The organism is Pandoraea sp. B-6, from assembly GCF_000282835.1.
GTDB lineage: Bacteria > Pseudomonadota > Gammaproteobacteria > Burkholderiales > Burkholderiaceae > Pandoraea > Pandoraea cepalis.
In genome coordinates, this window is the sequence record NZ_KB290536.1 from 67,944 (window position 1) to 84,984 (window position 17,041).

Genomic DNA, 17,041 nt, shown 5'->3' on the forward strand with positions numbered 1-17,041 from the left:
TCGTCCCCGGCGGATCCCGGGACGCCGGCGATCGCCGACACGTCAGCCAACGTTGCGGCGTCGGGCGCTGTCGCGCCTCGCCCGGCGGCGCCTGCGATGCGGGGGGCCGCGTCCTGGTCCGCGACCGATGCCGCCTCACCGCTTTGCGCGGCCGTCTCCGCATTTTCGCCCGTCGATTTGTCGGCAAAGGACGTTGACGCACCCGTCTTCGAAGCCTTGCCGCCCGCACCCACCTCGGAGGTGCTGGCCCAACAAGCGGCCGCGCGTGCCGCCGAACAGGCGCGCGTGCAGGCCTTGGCCGTGCTGCGCGACGAGGCGCAAGCGTTGCTTCGCGACTTGCGTCAATGGACAGCATCCGACACGGCGCAGGCCGCTGACGCACCCGCGTTGGCATCGGCGTATCCGGCGACCATCGTCGATCGCCGGGAAAGCGTCGCGGTAGACGAGGAACGCTTGGGCATGGAAGTGACGAACGTTATCGAACCCGTCGCCATTGCGAAAGCCATGCCGGTGTCGGCTGCGTCCGACCCATCGCCACCGGCCGCCGGGGGCGTCGACATGACCGCTGCGGCGCCGTTCGCACCCGATTCGCCTTCTGCCTCTGCGTCTTCGACGCCACATCGTCCGTTCGTCTTTGCGGATGTGTTGGCCAGCGTCGAAGCTTTCGATGTGCCGAAGGACGTGCCGATCGACGTACCTTTCGATGTGTCACACAACGCCACGCGCGACGAACCGGGCTACCGGGCAGAGGACGCTGCATCCGTAGACGTACCCGACGCGCTGGAGGCCGAAGCGTTAGCGTCGAAGCCGCATTATGTCTTGCGTGCCGACGGCACCTGGGCACGCGCTGAAGCGTCTCCCCATCCCGGCCATCCGGCCTACGCACCGTTGACGCACGACGACGCCATCTCGTCATCGACGCCCACCATGCCGTCGCCCGCGGCCGCCGTGCCTGCCATTCCGGCGTTCGCCGCGTCACCGCCGTTCGGCATGGCGACGACGGCTGAGCCGCGCGCCGCCAGCTTCTCGGGGAACACCCCCTACGAACTTGCGCCGCCCCGCGTCGTCATCGATTACGACTTGCCGTCGCTCGACCTGCTGTCGCCTGTGACGTCGCTGGATGTCGCCAATGTCGTTTCGGACGAAGCGCTCGCGGCCGTGAGCCAGTTGATCGAGCAGCGTCTGGCCGAATTCAAGGTGCCGGTCACGGTGGTGGGCGCGTCGGCCGGCCCGGTCATCACGCGTTTCGAAGTCGAGCCGGCGGTGGGGGTGCGCGGGGCGCAGGTCGTCGGACTCGTACGGGATCTGGCGCGAGCGCTGGGCGTGACGTCGATCCGCGTGGTCGAGACGATTCCCGGCAAGACCTGCATGGGACTGGAACTGCCCAACGCGCAGCGGCAAATGATTCGCCTGTCTGAAATCCTGACCGCCCCCGTGTTCGACACCCATCGCTCGCACCTTGCGCTCGCCATGGGCAAGGACATCACGGGTGAGCCCGTCGTGGCCGATCTGGCGCGTGCACCGCACCTGCTGGTGGCGGGCACGACCGGCTCGGGCAAGTCGGTGGCCGTCAACGCGATGATCCTGTCGTTGCTCTACAAGGCAACCCCGGACGACGTGCGCCTCATCATGATCGATCCGAAGATGTTGGAGCTATCCGTCTACGGTGGCATTCCGCATTTGCTCGCTCCGGTCGTGACCGACATGAAGCAGGCGGCGCATGCCCTGAACTGGTGCGTGGGCGAGATGGAAAAGCGTTACCGGCTGATGTCCGCGCTTGGCGTGCGCAATCTGGCCGGATACAACGAGAAGATCGATGCCGCGCGCGCGGCGGGCGACAAGGTGCGCAACCCGTTCTCGCTCACCCCGGACGCGCCGGAGCCGCTGGACCGTCTGCCATTCATCGTCGTGGTCATCGACGAGTTGGCGGATCTCATGATGGTGGCGGGCAAGAAGATCGAAGAACTGATCGCACGGCTGGCGCAGAAAGCGCGCGCGGCGGGCATTCACCTGATTCTCGCGACGCAGCGGCCTTCGGTTGACGTCATTACCGGCCTCATCAAGGCGAACATCCCGACGCGGGTGGCCTTTCAGGTGTCGTCGAAGATCGATTCGCGCACGATTCTCGACCAGATGGGCGCGGAATCGTTGCTGGGGCAGGGCGACATGCTGTTCCTGCCGCCGGGCACGGGGTATCCGCAACGCGTGCATGGGGCGTTCGTTGCCGACGACGAGGTGCATCGCGTCGTCCAGCACTGGCAGCAATATGGCGAACCGGACTACGATGAAGCGATCCTCGCGGGCGACCCGAGCGAGGCCGCTTCCGCCGATTTGTTCGGCGAGTCGTCGGGCGATGCCGAGGCCGATCCGCTCTACGACGACGCGGCGGCATTCGTGCTGAATTCCCGTCGCGCCTCGATCTCAGCGGTGCAGCGGCAATTGCGTATCGGCTACAACCGCGCCGCCCGTCTCATCGAGCAGATGGAAACGGCTGGACTCGTCAGCCCGATGGGGCGAAACGGCGCGCGCGAAGTGATTGCACCGGGCGAGTAATCGCCATCCCTTACACCTGCCTTACGACCCGCCCTCCGAGTCGAACTCTTTGGCACTCCGTGCCGATCTCAAGACACGCGCCACCCGTGGCGCGTGCCGTCAAACCCCTTGGAAACCCGCGCCAATCGGCGATAGCAGCGCGTATACCCTCGCGAGCGTAGGGGTATTCCCGCCTTTGCGGGCAAAACTCAGCGAACACATAATCGGCGCGCTAGCTTGGTCGTTCAACGCGTGCGGTACGGCATCGCCCTGACACGAATTACAACATCGGGGGGATGCGGCGGGGGGAAGTCGACTCGCGCGTCGCGCATTCTACGGCAGGGCCTGCGACATCAGGAAATCGCAGCAGAAAAGCGTCATATCGAAACGCATCGCACCGAAGGAGACCCTTATGCAATTCCGATTCAAGGTCATGGCTGGCGCCGTGGCATTTGCCCTGTCCGCCTCGATGGCTGTGGCGGCCGATCCGATCAAGATTGGCGTATCCGGCCCGTTCACCGGCGGCTCGTCGTCGATGGGCGTTTCCATGCGCGACGGCGTGCGTCTTGCCGCGTCGGAAATCAACAAGTCGGGTGGCGTGCTGGGCCGCCAGATCGTGTTGGTCGAGCGCGACGAAGAAGCGAAGAACGAGCGCGGCGTGCAGGTCGCGCAGGAACTGATCAACAAGGAAAAGGTGGTCGCGACCGTCGGCTTCATCAATACCGGCGTGGCGCTCGCCTCGCAGCGTTTCTATCAGGACGCCAAGATTCCGGTGTTCAACAACGTGGCGACGGGGACGATCATCACCCAGCAATTCAAACCGCCTCAGTACGCCGATAACTACGTCTTCCGCAACTCGGCCAAGGACAGCATCCAGGCGCCGATGATCGTGGAAGAAGCGATTACGCGCCGTGGCTTCAAGAAGCCGGCGATTCTCGCAGACTCGACCAACTACGGCCAGCTCGGCCGCGAGGATCTGGAAAAGGCGCTCGCCGCCAAGGGCATCAAGCCGGTGGCCGAAGAGAAGTTCAACATCAAGGACGTCGACATGACGGCCCAGTTGCTCAAGGCCAAGCAGGCCGGCGCTGACGTCATCCTCACGTACGGTATTGGACCGGAACTGGCGCAGATCGCCAATGGCATGGCCAAGCTCGGCTGGAAGCTGCCGCTGGTCGGTAGCTGGACGCTCGCGATGTCGAACTACATCGACAACTCGGGTGCGAACGGCGAAGGTGCCCGTATGCCGCAAACGTTCATTCAGGAGCCCAACACGCCCAAGCGCAAGGCCTTCATCGACGCGTACCTGGCCATGTTCAAGCCGAAGAACAACCGCATCGACTCGGCGGTGTCGGCGGCGCAGGGCTACGACTCGGTCTACCTGCTGGCCGCGGCCATCAAGCAAGCCGGCAGCACGGACGGCCCGAAGGTGCGCGCCGCGCTCGAAGACCTGAAGGCGCCGGTCGACGGCGTGGTCACGACCTACGATCACCCGTTCACGCATGACGATCACGACGCCATCACCGCCAATATTCCGGTGATGGGCGAAGTGAAGGGCGGCCGTGTCGTGTATGCCTACGACAGCGATCTGAAGGCGGGCAGCAAGGTCCGCGAGAAGGCTGCGAAGTAACTCGCCCTCCCACCCCCTTGCATTTCGGTTGCGCTCTGCAGCCATGACGGATGAACAACGGCGCGCGTTGCTTGCGATCCGGGCCCCTGGCAACGGGGTGTCCGGGGGCAGCGCGCGCGCCGTCTGCTCAACCGGGCCATGCACCGGCACTCGGGACCGGCGCGCGGTACACGTCTCGAATACCTCCCGTGCATCGCTCGTAGGCTCGCACTCGCGAGAGAGGACCGCATGACCATCCTGATTCAACTCATCTACAGCGGTATCGCGCTGGGGATGATCTACGCCGTGATCGCCTTCGGTTACCAACTGACGTTCGCGACGTCCGGCACGCTGAACTTCGGCCAGGGCGAATCGCTGATGCTCGGCGCACTGGTCGGCCTGACACTGGTCGATACCCTGGGTCTGAATTACTGGCTGATGATCCCCATCGTCTGCCTGTTCGGTCTCGTGCAAGGGGCGCTGGTCGAGCGCATCGGCGTGAAGCCTGCCTTGCGGATCAAGTCGGAGTTCGGCTGGATCATGTCGACGATCGCGTTGGGCATCATCTTTCGTAACGTCGCGGAAAACGTTTGGGGACGCGACGATCTCAAGTTTCCTTCGCCGCTGCCCGAGTCGCCCATCCACCTGTTCGGCGCAAACGTGTTGCCGATGGAGCTGCTCGTCGTGGTCGGCGCGCTGCTCATGATGGCCGCCGTCGAGTTCTTCAACCGGCGCTCGATTTATGGCAAGGCGGTGGTGGCCACGTCCAACGACCGCGACGCCGCCGGTCTCATGGGCATCAACACCAGTCTGGTCATCACGTTCTCGTATGCGCTGTCGTCCATGGCGGCCGCGTTTGCGGGCGTGCTCGTCGCCCCGCTCACGCTCACCGGCGCCACGATGGGCGCGGTGCTCGGGCTCAAGGCGTTCGCCGTGGCGATTATCGGCGGACTGTCGAGCGGGATGGGCATGCTCGTGGGTGGCGTGATTCTCGGCATCGCCGAGACGACGACCGCGTTCTACATTTCGACCGGCTACAAAGACGTGCCGGGTCTCGTACTGCTGCTGCTCGTGCTGGCCGTGAAGCCGGCGGGCCTGTTCGGCAAGACCGCCATCAAGAAGGTGTAACCATGACCGCTCAGACCTCCACCGCACGCGGGGCCCGCGATCTCGGCGGCCTGCGCGTGACCACGACGCTGGCTGCCATCGTGGGCATCGTTGCGCTGTTCGGTTTTCCGATGGCCATCGGCAATCCTTATTACATCCACATGATCGAGACGATCATGATCTACGCGATCCTGCTGTTCGGGCTGGATATCGTCGTGGGTTACACCGGGCAGGTGTCGCTGGGCCATGCGGGCCTGTTCGGCATCGGCGCCTACGTGGCGGGGGTGTTCTTCACCAAGCTCGGACTCACGCTCTGGCTCGCGCTTCCGGCCTCGATCCTGATTACGGCCGCGTTCGGCGCCGTGCTCGCTTTGCCCGCGCTACGGGTCATCGGCCCGTATCTGGCGATGGTGACGCTCGCGTTCGGCACCATCATCCAGATTCTCATCAACGAGATGGATTTCCTGACCGACGGGCCCATGGGCATCACGCTCACGAAGCCACTCGTCGGGGGGCATCCGATCAATGAGACCGAGTACTACTGGCTGGTGGCCGCGTTGCTGCTGGCGAGCATGCTCGTGGCGCACCGGATTCTCAAGTCGCATCTCGGGCGGGCCTTCGAGGCGTTGCGGGATTCACCGGTGGCGTCGGACTGCATGGGCGTGTCGGTGTATCGCTACAAGGTGTATGCGTTCGTGATCAGCGCCGGATTCGCCGGCCTGGCGGGCAGTCTGTACGCCTACTCGGAGCAGTACATCTCGCCGAACACGTATAACTTCGAGCTGACGATCCTGTTCCTGCTCGCCGTCATCATGGGCGGGCGCAAGACGCGCAGCGGCGCGTTGTTAGGCGCGGCGATCGTCGTCTTGTTGCCGCAATTGCTCGACGACATCGGCACCTTCCGAATCGTCGCGACAGCCATCGCCGCGGTGACCGCCGTCGTGGCGGTGACCGCCATCGCCCGCGGGCGCACCTCGCTCGCCAAGGCGGCGGTGCCGATCGTGGGGACGGCGGCCCTGGCCGGCGTAACCTGGTGGCGCGACAGCATCACCGACTGGCGCCTGACGATCTTCGGGCTGATGATTCTATTTGTCGTGTACTACCTGCCGGACGGCATCATCGGCTTCGTGCGCTCGCGCATTCTGCATCGCCGTCGCACGTTGACCGTCTCGGCCACGCAAATCGACGAGTCGGTCGACGGCGAGCGCGACCCGGTCCTGACAGCGGCGGCGGGCGGTCCCGACGAACTGCTCAACGTGCGCCAGTTGCTCATGCAGTTCGACGGCCTGAAAGCGCTCAATCAAGTGGATCTGAGTGTGAAGCGCGGCACCATTCACGGGTTGATCGGCCCGAACGGCTCGGGCAAGAGCACGATGATGAACGTGCTCACGGGCATTTACGTGCCGACGGCGGGCAGCATCGAGTTCGCGGGTCAGTCGCTTGCGGGGCGCTCGTCGTCGGATATTGCGCTCTCGGGCGTGGCCCGTACGTTCCAGAACGTGCAGTTGTTCGGCGAAATGACCGCGCTGGAAAACGTGCTCGTCGGCTTACATCACACGTTCGGCGCGACGCTGATCGATGTATCGCTGCGTCTGCCGCGTTACAAGCGCGAGGAAGGGGCGGCACGGGCCCGGGCGATGCGACTGCTCGACTTCGTGGGGCTGGCGTCGCTCGCCGACGAGGAGGCGCGCAACCTGCCGTATGGCAAGCAGCGTCTGCTCGAAATCGCGCGCGCACTGGCACTCGATCCGCGTCTGCTGTTGCTTGACGAGCCGGCCGCCGGCCTGACGGCCCCCGACATTCGTGAATTGCTCACGATCATCCGCAAGATTCGCGACCACGGTATTACGGTCATCCTGATCGAGCACCACATGGACGTGGTGATGAGCACGTGCCAGACGGTCTCCGTGCTCGACTTCGGACAGAAGATCGCCGAGGGCCTGCCGGCGCAGATCCAGGCCGATCCGAAGGTGATCGAAGCGTATCTGGGCGGCGCATCGACGGCGCACTGACGACATTCGCGCATGCGGCGCACGGCGGGGACGATGCCCTGCGCCGCAGCCACGACGGACAAACGGAACCACTATGCTTTCCATTCGTAATCTGCAAGCCGGCTACGGCAAGGTGCAGGTGCTGCACGGCATCGACATCAATGTGCCGAGCGGCCAGGTCGTCACACTCATCGGATCGAACGGCGCGGGCAAGACGACGACCATGCGTGCCGTGTCCGGCATGATCAAGCCGACGGCAGGCGAGATCACGCTGGGTGACAAGCGTATCGACGGACTCGACTCGCATCGCATCGCCAAGCTTGGCCTGGCGCACTCCCCCGAAGGCCGACGCGTGTTCTCGACCATGTCGGTGATGGACAACCTGCGCCTGGGTGCCTTTCCGCGTCTGACCGGTAGCCGCCCGCGCGGCGATGTGGCGGCCGATCTGGAGCGCGCGATGGACCTGTTCCCGCGTCTGAAAGAGCGGCGTAATCAGTTATCCGGCACGCTGTCGGGCGGCGAGCAGCAAATGCTCGCCATGGCCCGCGCGGTGATGCTGCGCCCCGATATCGTACTGCTCGACGAGCCGTCGATGGGGCTGGCGCCGATCCTGGTCGACGAGGTCTTCCGCATCATCAGCAACCTGAAGTCGGAGGGCGTGACGATGCTGCTCGTGGAGCAGTTCGCCGCGGCCGCGCTGGCCGTGGCCGACTATGGCTACGTGCTGGAGAACGGCCAGATTTCCGTGCACGGCCCGGCGGAAAACCTGCGCAACGACGACAAGGTGCGCGCCGCCTATCTCGGCGGCAGTCACTGACCTTTGCCGGCGTACCTCGCTCAGTAGGTGGCGGAAAGCTCGCGTAGCGTGTTGAACGTCTCGCGCAGTTCGGTCCGTAGCGTGGTCACGAGGTCGGCGGCGGGCATGGCGCGAGCCAGCGGTGCCGCCTGACCGGCCCACTGGGCCGCGTAATCGCTGTTGCCCTTGGCCTTGGCGGCAGCGTTGATCGCCTTGCCTGCGTCATACGTCACCGGGTAGGCAGGCAGGTCGGGGCGGTCGGCTGCTTGCTCCAGCGCATAGAGGCGGTTCACGAAGCCGCGGGCCGGACGCCCGGAGATCGCACGAATCAAGGCGGTTCGCGGCGCAGCGCCGCCGGTCAGCCGTTCGCGGTAGGCCGCATCGGCCGACGATTCGGGGCATGCGACAAAGGCAGTCCCGAGTTGAGCGGCCTGCGCACCCAGCGCGAGGGCCGCTGCGATGCCCGCGCCGTCCATGATGCCGCCGGCGGCAATCACCGGCACCGACGTGTGCGTGACGATCAGCCGCACCAGCGCCAGCGTGCCCAGTTGCTCGTCATCGCTCGGCACGCGGTCGCCGAGATCTTCAAAGCGGCCACGATGACCGCCTGCCTCATACCCTTGCGCAACGATAGCGTCGACCCCTGCAGCCTCGATCGTCTTGGCTTCCGCCAGGTTCGTCGCCGAGGCGAACAGCACGATGCCCGCGGCGTGCAGTGCATCGATTCTCTCCTGCGACGGCAGTCCGAAATGGAAGCTGACCACGGCCGGGCGTTCTTCCAGAAGCATGGCAAACATGGCGTCGTCGGCCGCAAACGTCTTGTAGATCTCGCCGAGCGTGGTCGGAGGCGCCGCGTCGAAACGCGCGAACTCCGGGGCGAGATACGCCAACCAGGCGGCGTCGCGCGACGCGTCGAGCTTGGCGGGCGCGTGGCAGAACACGTTGACGTTGAACGGCTTGCGCGTCAGGGCGCGCGTGTCGTGAATGGCCTTGCGAGCGGCGTCGGCATTCATCGCGGCGACACCGATCGAGCCGAGCCCGCCTGCGTTGGAGACGGCTGCCGCGAGGGCGGGCGTGGACGTGCCGGCCATCGGGGCCTGAACGATCGGCGTCGACAGGCCAAGTCGTTCGATGAGTGCGCGGTGGCGGGATTGCGAGGCAGTGGAGCTTGACATGACGATCTGCACCTTTGAGTGTTCGGTAGGGGGAAACCGGACCCGTCGCAGCAGGGAGTCGATTCACTATGGCATACGCCCGGTGCGACAAAAGATATCACTAAAATGTATCTTTATGTCGACCACCCGCAGCATCGGCGGGGGCATTGGCTCGCGATATCGGGGTCACGCTTTGGGGCCCGCACGTTCGCCGGGGCCTTCGTGGGTTCCGCCCGTATCTTCGGCGCCCATCAGATCGGCGGCGCGCGAGCGCTGCATATCGGCCCGCCTGAAGTAGCCGATGACGGTCGCCACGCTCGTATGTCCCGTCATCGACATGGTTTCGGCCAGTGGCACCTGCTGAAGCGCGGCCTCGGTGACGAAGCCGGCGCGCAGCGAGTGGGCGGAGAAGTCGCCCTCGAGACCGGCGAGTGCGCATCGCTCGCGCACGATGTCGCGCACGGCGGCCTCGGAGAGCGGTTCGCCCACGTGACCGCCGCGTCGAACGCGCCGAAAGATCGCCCCTTCCGTGATGTCCGCCGCCGTCAGCCAATCCGTGAGCGCCACGGCCGCCGCACCCGTGACCGGTTTTTCGTTCTCGGGCAGGTCTGCGCCCTGCTGATTCGTCTTCGACCAAGCGAGCGTGTAGACGTAATGGTCGGGTCCGCTGCGCCGCACGTTCTCGCATGTCGCCCGTACGACTTCCGAGCGCCTGCGGCCGCCGCTCGCCCATGCGAACAGCAATAGCGCGCGATCGCGTTTGCCTCGCAGGGTGTCGTCGCAGGTTGCCAATAGCGCACGCAAAGGCTCGCGCGTCAGTGCCTCCTTTTTTGCCGTGCGAACGCCCCGTTTTGCATAGGCGCGACGCGTCTTTGCCAGCAGTTCGCGCACCGCCGGTTCCGCGCACGGGTTCGGCAGGTGGTGCGACGTGTGCAGCTTGGCGATGACGCTCAACCGGTGGAGCAGTGTGGCGAGCGCCGGTGGCCCCACACGGGCCTTGAGGCCTTGAGCGACGAGTGCGGCGTCGAGTGCGTCTGGCATCTCGGTTCTGAGACCGTGCTTGCCTTGATGCAGCGCATGATCGACCACGAACTGCACGATCACGGCGACCGGCAGCGGCGCGACGAGCGCCTGCCCGTACCTCAGGCGATACCAGCCCATCCAGTAGCGCATGGCCGATTGATAGCTCTGACGCGTGTTCTGCGAGTCGCCTTCCCGGGCGAGCGATTGTGCCGCATTGAGCGCGTCGTCATGGAGCGTCGCCGGATTTCGCGGTGGGGGCAGACCGAGGGCCGACGCGCCTCCCATTGCTGCGCTGGGCGCCGATTCGGCCGGCCACGGTCGCGTGGGTGTTATTTTTTTACCGGACATATGATTTAATATGTAATATGTACTAAATATAATCAAATCAGCAAATAGCTAACGATAATCTTCCATTATCGTGGGTTATTTGGCAATGCCCTCGATATTCAGGAGCGCTACGTGATGACTACGCCTCAAACCCCGACGTCCGCCATGTCCACGCCGTTGCCGCGGCAAGGCGGGCGAGGTATTTCGGCGCACGACGTCTGGACGGCGGCCGATACGTTGTTGATGGCGGGGCAGCGCCCGACCATCGAGCGAATTCGTCAGCAGTTGGGGCGCGGCTCGCCCAATACCGTGAGCCCTTATCTGGATGCGTGGTTCGCCGGACTGGGGGCGCGCTTGCAAGGCGCGACGGCCGCCGCGCCCGGGTTACCGGATGGCGTGACGATGCCGGAATCGGTGGCGCGTGCCGCGCTCGATCTGTGGGCGCTGGCGTTGAACGAGGGGCGTGCTGCCCTGGCGGAAGACGAAGCGGCGCGGCGCGCAGTGTTGGACGCGCGCGAAGCCGAGCTGGCAGCGGATCGCGAGGCGCTGGAGCAGGCGCGGGCCGTGCTCCACGAGCGCATTGCCGCTGCCGAGACGGCGGCGGCGGATGCGCGTCAGGCGAGGGAGGAAGCACAGGCGCAGGCGCGGCGCGCCGAGGCGTTGTTGATTGAGGCGCAAGCCGATGCGGTGGCATCGCGGCAGGCACTGTCGGTGGCGCGTGAGCGTACGCATGCGCTTCAGGAGGAACACGCGGCGCAACGGTCCCATTGGGATGTCGAGCGCACCCGGCTTGGCGAGCGGGCCGAAGCCAATGAACGCCGCTTGATGCTTGAACTGGACGCCGCGCGCGAGTCGATCAAGTCGCTGCAGCAGGAGCGCAAACACGTGCAGCGTCAACTGCAGGATGCCGAAACCGGGCTTGCGGCGATGACCGAGGCACAGCACGCGATGCGGGCCGCGAAGGCACTGCAGGATGCAGTCGTGGCGAGGCTGCGCGAGCAGGTCAGCGCGCAGGAGGCATTGGCGGCAACGTATCAGTCGATGCTGGCCGCGCCGATGACGTTATCGTCCGGGCGCGGCAACCTGTCGGGAAAAAAGCGTCGCGTGAGCCATGCGGGCGTGCCGACAACGTCAGTGTTGCGTCGCGTGCGCCGGCCATGAGACAGGTAGCGCGGGGTGTCTGATATTTGTCGGCATTGGCGAACCGTCGGTCAGCAAGTCAGTCGTCCAGGCATGCGCGCAACGTCTGCGCGAGACGAGTGGCTTCCCCGGCATCGGCGACGTTCGCGAAGCCAAGCACGAGGCCGCGCGGCGTGTGCGATGTATGCCCGTTCGCATACCAGCTCGAGAGGGGCAACACGGCAAGTCCCGCCTCGCTGGCCCGGGCGGCAACGGCAACGTCGTCGACTGGGCCGTGCGGGCCTTCTGGGAATTGCACCGCGAACTGAATGCCACCGTGCGGCAAATCCAGACGCATTCGCTCGCCGAACGCTTGCGTCAGCGCTTGTGTGATCCAGACGCGCCGCTGTCCGTACAACGTGCGCATTCGCTTCACATGTCGCGCAAAATGGCCTTGCGCCATGAAATCTGCCACGGCGGCCTGCAATAGCGCTGGAGAGCCGGTGTTCATGCTGCACGCCACCCGCGCGACGCGCTCCACGGCACGCTCCGGCACCACCGCGTAAGCGAGCCGCAGGCCGGGGAACATCAGCTTGCTGAGCGTGCCGCAATAGATCACGCGATCGTGCCGATCGAGGCTCTTCAGCGCCGGCAACGGCCTGCCCGAATATCGGAATTCACTGTCGTAATCGTCCTCGATGATCCAGCGAGACGCTTTCTCGGCCCAATTCAGCAGTGCCAGGCGTCTTGCGAGCGACAACGTATGACCCAGCGGGCTCTGGTGCGATGGCGTGACCAGGGCGAAGCGCGCTTCCGGGTCCAGTTGTATGCCGCGCTCTACATCGATCCCCTCATCGTCGACCGGCACGGGGACGAACTGCATGCCGGACTCGGACAGAAAATCGCGCGCGAGCAGATAGCCGGGCTCTTCGAACCACACGCGATCGTTCGGTTTCGCGAGACTGCGCAACACGAGTTCAAGCGTCGCGCGGTAGCCGCCGGTCACGAACACTTGCTCGGGCAGACACGTGACACCGCGAGACAGACCCAGATAGGTGGCAATGCGTTCTCGAAGCGGCCGGTAGCCCATCGGATCCGGGCACGAGAGCATCGCGCGATCGCCGCTGCGCACACGAAGCGAAACCAGTCGACTCCATATCTTGCGGGGAAACGCGTCGAGCGCCGGTTGCCCGGCCTGCAACGGTCGTGGCTCGCCGCTCATTGCGACAGTGATGGACACGTGGGGCGGTGCCGGTCGACTCGGTGACGCGGTTGACGATTTCGCTGGGTCGGCGCGTTCCACGTTCGTTCGTTCCGTGTGCGGCACACCTTGCGGTGTTTGGTGACCTGTTCCGTAAGTCGAATGCACGATTGACGGCGGCAGCGACGGGGAAACAAACGTGCCGGCCGCGCCGCGCATCTGCAGATAACCCTCGTCGACAAGGATCGTATAGGCCAGTTCGACGGTGCCGCGGGCGGTATTCAACTGCGCGCAGAGGCTGCGAAGTGCCGGCACGCGATCTCCAGGACGCAGATGCCCCGCGGCAATCGCCGTCCTGAAACGCTCGCAAATCTGCAGATAGATCGGCTGCGGTCGCTGGCGATCTATCTGAATGTCCAGGGAGGGCGTTCGTGCGGGCATGGGTGTCTCGTGGATGAGGGCGGGCCAAGTTGATTTGGACTAGTCGGATCGATGATTTTTGGCCCTTATTGTTACGACATGATTGTTACATACTGCCCTTAAGCAATGCCATGGCGAGGACACTTCCACGCGATGCCACGCTCAGTACGCGTCTCGCGCGTTCAGTTGCCCCTTGGAGAATCTGTCATGAAAATCGTGGTAATCGGTGGTTCGGGCCTGATCGGCTCACGTCTCGTCACCCGGCTCGGCCAGGCAGGCCATCAGGCGCTCGCCGCGTCCCCGCGTACCGGCGTCAACTCCGTGACTGGCGAAGGTCTGGATGCCGCGCTCGTCGGCGCGGATGTCGTGGTGGATGTCACGAACGCACCGTCCTGGGAGCCTCAGGCCGTGCTGGACTTCTTCCGCACCTCGGCTCGCAATCTCGGCAAGGCTGAGGTGGCCGCGGGGGTGCGTCATCATGTTGCGTTGTCGATCGTCGGTACCGACCGCATGCCGGAGAACGCGTATTTCACGGCCAAGGTCGCGCAGGAGGCTGCGATCGAAGCCGCTGGCGTGCCATACACGATTGTGCGCGCCACGCAGTTCATGGAGTTCATCGGCGGCATCGCGGATTTCAGCACGGATGGCGACAGTGTGCGCGTCGGCGACGGGCTGTTCCAGCCGATCGCTGTGGACGACATCGTCGAGATCCTCGCACAGGTGGCGCTCGCGGCGCCGCGTAACGCCACGATGGACATTGCCGGCCCGGACCGCGCGTCGCTGGCGCAGATCATTGCGCGCTATCTGAGCGCGAAGGGCGATGCGCGCCCGGTCGTGACGGATCGTAACGCGCGGTACTACGGCGGCATCGTTGAGGAACTGTCGCTTGTTCCGCTCGGCGACGCGACGATCGGCCGTATCGGTCTCGACCAGTGGCTCGCCCAAACGCGCGAAGGCTGATTTTTCGGGCCGACGAAGGCCCCCGATGGAGTGAAGTCATGAAACGAATGGTTTTGTTCGGCGCAACGCTGATGTGCCTGTGCCTGATGGGGGTGCGCCCGGTCACGGCCGCGCCCGAGGCGCAGGTGGTGCCGCTGCGTTCGACGCCGTTGCCGGAGTACCCGGGCAAGGAAGTCAAGATGATCGTTGTGGAGTATCCGCCGGGCGCAGTCGACCCCGTGCACCGTCACGACGCGCAAGCGTTTGTGTATGTGCTCGAGGGAAGCATTGTCATGGGCGTCAAGGGGGGCAAAACGGTGACGCTGAAGGCGGGGGATACGTTCCACGAAGGCCCCAACGACATTCATACGGTGGGGCGGAATGCGAGTACCACGCGGCCGGCCAAGTTTGTCGTGTTCCTGATCAAGAAACAGGGCGCGCCGATCCTGACCCCGGTGAAGTAACACGGTCGTTCCAGCCGGTGCCGGCAACCCCGGCGCCACCCCTGCGGCGCCCTTCTTCGGCGCCCCCGACCGGGCGAGCGCGGATGGCCGCTGCTCAGGCCATCGCCGCCGCACCGGAGGCGCCCGGCAGTGCCGATAAGATCCGGGCGAAGGCGTCGCCCGTGACGGGTTTGCCGAGCAGGAAGCCTTGCAGTTCGTCGCAATCGAGGGTCTTGAGCGCCTCGCGCTGCGACGGCGTCTCGACGCCTTCGGCCACCACATCCATATCGAGCGAGTGCGCCAGCGCAATGATGGCGGAGACCACGGCGCTGCCCTCGCGGCCGCAGGTGTCCAGCCCGCTCGTGAAGAAGCGGTCCATCTTCAATTGCTTGACGCGGAAGCGCTGCAAGTACGCCAGACTCGAATAGCCCGTGCCGAAATCGTCGATCGCCACTTCAAAACCCTGCTCGTGGAAGGCTTGGATCACGTCGATCGTGTGCTGGGCGTCGAACATGGCCACCGTCTCGGTGATTTCGAACATGAGCCGGTCGGCGGCGATGCCCGCCTCGCGAACGATCTCCACGATGTTTTCCACCAGTTGCGACTGGGCCATCTGGCGCGGCGAGAGGTTGATCGCGACCTTGACGGGCGGCAGACCCGCGGCGTCCCATTCCTTGATCTGTCGGCAGGTGGCCCGCACGACCCAATAGCCGATCGGCACGATCTGTCCGGTGCGCTCGGCGACGGGGATGAAGTCGGCCGGCTGCAGTTCGCCGAAGGTGGGATGCGACAACCGCAGCAATGCCTCGGCACCCGCCAGCGCCTCGGTGTCGCCCCGGTACTTCGGCTGGAAGTGAAGCGAAAAATACTGCTCGTGTTCCGCGTCGTGCAGCGCCTGCTGGATCTCCCACGTGCGTTGAGCGGCGGCATTCATGCGCGGCTCGAAGTAGCGGAAGATGCCGCGTCCGGCGCGCTTGGCTTCGTACATGGCCGTGTCGGCGTGCTTGAGCAGCATGTCGATGGTATCGCCATCGTCCGGAAACACGGCGATGCCGATGCTGGGCATGACGTGCAGCGATTGATTGCCCACGCGAAGTCCGTCGCGCATATCGTCGAGCAGGCGTTGCGCCACGCGCCCCGCGACCGCAGGTGACGACAGGGAGCCCAGCAGCACCACGAACTCGTCGCCGCCGAGTCGGGCGACCACATCGTCGCCATTGACGTTTTTGCGAAGCCGTTTGGCGAACGCGCGCAATACGTCGTCGCCCACGTTGTGGCCAAGCGAGTCGTTGATGGTCTTGAAGCCGTCCAGATCCATGAACAGCACCGCGAAACGGCGCTCGTCGCGACGCGAGTTCACGAGCATGCGCGCAGCAGAGTCATGCAGGGCGCGACGATTGGGCAGATCGGTCAGCGCATCGTAGGTCGCCATTCTGGCGATCTGCGAGTTCAGCTGCAGAACGGAGTTGGCCAGGAAACTCGTGCGGGCGTCCAGGCGCGAGACGAGCAGGGTGGTGACGAGCATCAGGAAGGTGAACAGGCTGACGGTCGTGACCAGCCACGGGGAGCTCACCCCGCCCGCCGCGCCACAGATGGCGCCCGGCACAAAGTTGGCTGCCGACATGCCGGTGTAGTGCATGGCGGTGATCGCCAGTCCCATGACCCCAGCGGCGCCGATGCGTTTGGCCATAACGTAACGCAGACTGCCGTCGCGCAGCGTGCGCGCAATCCACAGTGCCGCCGTGGCCGCCGCCATCGCGATCAGGATCGAGGCGGCAAAGCGTGCTGGATCGTACTCGATGCTCGGATACATCTTCATGGCCGCCATGCCGGTGTAGTGCATGGCCGCGATCCCGAGGCCGAGCGTGACACCTGCGGTGACCAGCCGGCGCTTGGTGAAGCGCTCGCGGGCGACCAGCCAGAGCGCCGCCCACGAGATAACGACGGCAATGCCGAGCGAGGCCGCGGTAATGACGGGGTCGTATCCTAGCGCGAGGTTGGCGTGCGAACCCAGCGGCGCCCCGAACGGCGCGAGCGACAGCGCGAGCATGCCGATGAAATGCATCGACCAGATACCGATGCCCATCGCGGCCGCGCCCACGGCGAGCCACGCGTGACGCATGCCGCGGTGCGTCAGGAGATAGATGCGACCCGAAAGGTCGAGTGCGGTGTACGACGCAAGCACGGCAACCGCGAGCGATAGTGCGACGAGCCAACCACTGTACGAACTGGACATATGAGAACCGACCGAAAAGTCCTGCTTAACTGGTTATCGGCAAGGACGGCCGATAGTTGAGGGGCACGTAGGAATGTTTCCAACAGCGCTCGGCCGATTGGGTCGGGTGGCGCGTGAGCGGGGGACTTCGCCGACGTCCGGGCGCGT

General features: G+C 65.1%; 12 protein-coding genes. 8 read left to right on the top strand and 4 right to left on the bottom strand.

From position 1 onward, the window contains the following. The 5 genes from A985_RS27600 to A985_RS0115630 form a co-directional block, all read left to right on the top strand. A partial coding sequence (locus A985_RS27600) for a DNA translocase FtsK (protein WP_304412213.1) occupies positions 1–2,553 on the top strand: 2,553 nt, incomplete at its 5' end. A gap of 391 nt (positions 2,554–2,944) precedes the next feature. Then, positions 2,945–4,159 (top strand): ABC transporter substrate-binding protein, encoded by a 1,215-nt coding sequence (locus A985_RS0115615; protein ID WP_017234335.1) that lies wholly within the window; start codon positions 2,945–2,947, stop codon positions 4,157–4,159. Positions 4,160–4,387: 228 nt separating this feature from the next. Further along, entirely contained in the window at positions 4,388–5,266 is an 879-nt protein-coding gene (locus tag A985_RS0115620; protein WP_017234336.1) for a branched-chain amino acid ABC transporter permease, read from the top strand. A gap of 110 nt (positions 5,267–5,376) precedes the next feature. Beyond that, positions 5,377–7,257, top strand: coding sequence for an ATP-binding cassette domain-containing protein (locus tag A985_RS0115625; RefSeq protein WP_051060217.1), 1,881 nt, complete (start codon positions 5,377–5,379; stop codon positions 7,255–7,257). 73 nt (positions 7,258–7,330) lie between these two features. Continuing rightward, on the top strand, positions 7,331–8,053 hold the full coding sequence (locus A985_RS0115630) for an ABC transporter ATP-binding protein (RefSeq protein ID WP_017234338.1): 723 nt from the start codon (positions 7,331–7,333) through the stop codon (positions 8,051–8,053). A 20-nt stretch (positions 8,054–8,073) separates the two neighbouring features. Here A985_RS0115630 and A985_RS0115635 read toward each other — a convergent pair whose 3' ends face one another. After that, a complete protein-coding gene (locus A985_RS0115635; protein ID WP_039830420.1) occupies positions 8,074–9,207 on the bottom strand; it encodes a nitronate monooxygenase family protein in 1,134 nt (377 codons plus the stop codon). Positions 9,208–9,372: 165 nt separating this feature from the next. After that, positions 9,373–10,494, bottom strand: a complete 1,122-nt coding sequence (locus A985_RS25745; protein WP_017234340.1) for a site-specific integrase — start codon at positions 10,492–10,494, stop codon at positions 9,373–9,375. Positions 10,495–10,671: 177 nt separating this feature from the next. Between A985_RS25745 and A985_RS25750 the strand changes: the two genes are divergently transcribed. Beyond that, the gene (locus A985_RS25750; protein WP_017234341.1) at positions 10,672–11,697 is read left to right on the top strand and encodes a DNA-binding protein; all 1,026 of its coding nucleotides are present in this window, start codon (positions 10,672–10,674) and stop codon (positions 11,695–11,697) included. 58 nt (positions 11,698–11,755) lie between these two features. Here A985_RS25750 and A985_RS0115650 read toward each other — a convergent pair whose 3' ends face one another. Next, complete coding sequence (locus tag A985_RS0115650) at positions 11,756–13,297, bottom strand: PLP-dependent aminotransferase family protein (RefSeq protein ID WP_017234342.1); 1,542 nt, start codon at positions 13,295–13,297, stop codon at positions 11,756–11,758. 186 nt (positions 13,298–13,483) lie between these two features. Between A985_RS0115650 and A985_RS0115655 the strand changes: the two genes are divergently transcribed. Together A985_RS0115655 and A985_RS0115660 are read left to right on the top strand one after the other, a co-directional pair. Then, positions 13,484–14,236, top strand: a complete 753-nt coding sequence (locus A985_RS0115655; protein WP_017234343.1) for an SDR family oxidoreductase — start codon at positions 13,484–13,486, stop codon at positions 14,234–14,236. A 38-nt stretch (positions 14,237–14,274) separates the two neighbouring features. After that, on the top strand, positions 14,275–14,679 hold the full coding sequence (locus A985_RS0115660; protein ID WP_017234344.1) for a cupin domain-containing protein: 405 nt from the start codon (positions 14,275–14,277) through the stop codon (positions 14,677–14,679). A gap of 94 nt (positions 14,680–14,773) precedes the next feature. On the opposite strand, the gene A985_RS0115665 is transcribed toward A985_RS0115660, so the two are convergent. After that, a complete protein-coding gene (locus tag A985_RS0115665; protein ID WP_017234345.1) occupies positions 14,774–16,894 on the bottom strand; it encodes a bifunctional diguanylate cyclase/phosphodiesterase in 2,121 nt (706 codons plus the stop codon). Positions 16,895–17,041: the final 147 nt, after the last annotated feature.